This window comes from Bradyrhizobium sp. Mp27 (genome assembly GCF_029953005.1).
In the GTDB taxonomy this organism is placed as follows: domain Bacteria; phylum Pseudomonadota; class Alphaproteobacteria; order Rhizobiales; family Xanthobacteraceae; genus Bradyrhizobium; species Bradyrhizobium barranii.
In genome coordinates, this window is the sequence record NZ_JASAUS010000372.1 from 1 (window position 1) to 2,892 (window position 2,892).

At 60.4% G+C, this 2,892-nt stretch carries 1 protein-coding gene and 1 pseudogene; one reads left to right on the forward strand and one right to left on the reverse strand.

What is annotated here, in order from left to right; genetic code table 11:
* Positions 1-240: pseudogene (locus QJT78_RS49885) on the reverse strand (transposase); the annotation flags it as partial.
* Between the two features lie 405 nt (positions 241-645).
* On the opposite strand from QJT78_RS49885, the gene QJT78_RS49890 reads away from it, so the two are divergent.
* A complete protein-coding gene (locus tag QJT78_RS49890; RefSeq protein ID WP_049810452.1) occupies positions 646-2,733 on the forward strand; it encodes a recombinase family protein in 2,088 nt (695 codons plus the stop codon).
* Positions 2,734-2,892: the final 159 nt, after the last annotated feature.

Genomic DNA, 2,892 nt, shown 5'->3' on the forward strand with positions numbered 1-2,892 from the left:
GCCACGGATCTCCTTCTCGATCGCATAGAGTGCGGCGATGCGCGCGAGAACGGCTTCGGCGATGGGTGAGCCGGCTTTCGGAGTCGCTGCGATGATCTTGCGCCTTGAGTGGGACCAACATGCGGCCAGCCGCAGCGGCACGCCGCCTTTGCGCTTGGGCCGTGCGAGCCGATGATAGCCCTGGTATCCGTCGACCTGAAGGATGCCGTCGAAGCCCTCGAGGATGCGCTCAGCAGCTTCCAGTTCAGCCCTTCAAACGAGGGGATTGAGGAATGTCCCTGATAGTGAGTCTGACGAATCATTTCCGGAGGTGGTCGAGGTTCGGGACCCCCACCATCCTTTGTGGGGGCGCTCATATCGAGTGATTAGGAAGATCGGTCAGCGAGGCCGAGGCATTCCCGCTTCGTATGAAGTTGAGTATCGCGCAGGAAGCAGTCTTCTGATTCAAGCAACCGCAATCGAATATTATGAGCAAGAGGCAAATCAGATTAAGCTGAGTATGGAGGCTCTACTCGAGCTTTTATCGACAGCGGATTGTCCCGACGCACATGAGCATGGATCCAGCCGATCTTTGGTCGACGCTGACGCCCGCGCTCCGACGCCAGATCGTCGAAGACGTCGCCGCAATTTTGGCGGAGATCCCTCATGAAGTCCGAGCTGGTCACACCAAGCCACTTGGCGCGCAAAGCCGTAGTCTACATCCGGCAGTCGACGCCCCATCAGGTCGTAAGCAATCAGGAGAGCCTGCGCCTTCAATACGCGCTTCGCCAGCGCGCCCGCGAACTCGGATGGCGTGAGGCGGCCATCGACGTGATTGATGCCGATCTCGGGTTGAGCGGCGCGTCTATAGCACAGCGTAACGGCTTCAAGGAACTCGTTGGCCGTGTTGGCCTGAGTGAAGTGGGACTCATCCTGTCGATCGACGTGACCCGCTTGGCGCGTAATTGTACCGACTGGTATCCGCTCCTGGATATCTGTGGTCTACGTGGCTGCCTGATCGCCGACCGCGATGGTGTCTATGATCCGGGCACTCCCAACGGACGGTTGCTTCTCGGGCTGAAGGGTTCGATCTCCGAGCTTGAGCTACATACGATCCGCAGCCGGCTGACCGCCGGCCTGCTGGCCAAAGCCGAACGCGGCGAACTTGCGGTTATGCTGCCAATCGGGCTGATGCGGGACCCGAGCGGTGTGGTCGTTAAGGATCCCGACATGGCCGTGCAAGGGCGGCTCGGTCTCGTCTTCCAGTTATTCCTGCAGCTGCGCAGCGTTGCCAAGGTCATGCGAGCGTTGAACGAGCGTGACCTGGAACTGCCGCGTCGTGATCGATATGGCGATTTGTGCTGGACGCGCGCGACGCTGGCTGCCGTCGCGGCGATCTTGAAGAACCCCGCATACGCGGGCGCCTTTGTCTATGGACGAACCCGCTTCCGGCCGCCGAAGCGGGAGGGGGCCCTGCCACAAAAGGCTCCGCGGCCGATGGAGGAGTGGCGGATCGTCGTTAAAGATCGATATCCAGCCTATATCGACTGGCCAATTTATGAAAAAATCCGATCCGTCATCAGAGATAACCGAGCCGAATACATGCGCATCAAAACCCGCGGCGCGCCTCGCAATGGCGAGCTCCTGCTCCACGGCATTGCCTGGTGCGCACGATGTGGCCATAAGATGTACGTCCGCTACAAGGGCGGCGGCGAATATGTATGCAATCACCTGCGTACCCAGGAAGGTCAGCCAACCTGCCAACACATCCGCGCCGCCCATATCGATGCAGCCGTTGGCGACGCATTCCTAACCGCACTAGCGCCGGCCGAACTCGATGCCTTGTCGCGCTCCCGCCGGGTGCAGCAGCAGACGAACAATGCGCTACGCTCCAGTGCAGAACGAGAGCTCGAGCGCAAGCGATACACGGCGGCGCTCGCCGAACGGCAGTTCAACCGAGCTGATCCAGATAATCGGTTGGTCGCCTCGGAACTCGAGCGTCGATGGGAAGCGGCGCTAAACGACGTGCGCGCCGCCGAAGAGGCGCTTGCCCGACAGACGCCGCCCAAAGCCATCACACAAGTGGCCATAAGCAAGGAGCTCAACGACAAGGTCATCAGCCTCACCGGCCGCCTCCCGCAGATATGGGGTGACGAGACCATCTCGGATGCGCATCGCAAGGCGTTGTTGCGATGTCTCATCGAAAAGGTCGTTCTCGACCGCGGTGAGCGCGACTTGGCCCTGGCTAGGATCGTCTGGCGGGGAGGCGCCGTGACGGAGCTCGAAGTGAAGATGAGCGTCAACTCCGTCACCAGATTGACGCGAGGCACAGAGATGCGGGAACGCCTTCTGACGCTCGCTCGCGACGGCGTCCCAGACGACAAGATCGCCACAATCCTTACTCGGGAAGGTCACCGCTCTCCCCGTTGCGCCGATAAGGTGCTGCCTATCACCGTTGGGCGGCTCCGTCGTGCCGCCGCCATCAAGGTAACTGCCCAGCGCAGCCGATGGGAGCATGACGACTCATACCTCAGCCCGCCCGAACTGGCCCGAAGGCTCGAGATTCCAGTAAACTGGCTCTATGTTCAGATCCGAACCAAGCGTTTGCTAATTGATCGCCAGCCCAGCGGCGCCTATCTCTTCCCGAATACACCATCCGTTCTTCACGCCATCGGAGACCTTCGAAACCACGTCATCGCGCAACTTGATCTAAGAATCTGTCAGCCTAACAAGGAGGGGCATCAACATGGGTGATCGAACAGCGCTTCGAACTGCACGCGCGTCAGATGCATGACGCCGTCGCTGATCTGCGGCCACTCGAAACGACCATCGCGGCCAAGGCGCTTGTAGACCAAAACGAGGCCCGTGCCGTCCCATAGCAAAATCTTCAGCCGGTCGGCGCGCTTCGAACGA

Coding starts and splice junctions, on each gene's coding strand:
- QJT78_RS49890 (WP_049810452.1), top strand. CDS start 646: ATGAAGTCCGAGCTGGTCACACCAAGCCACTTGGCGCGCAAAGCCGTA.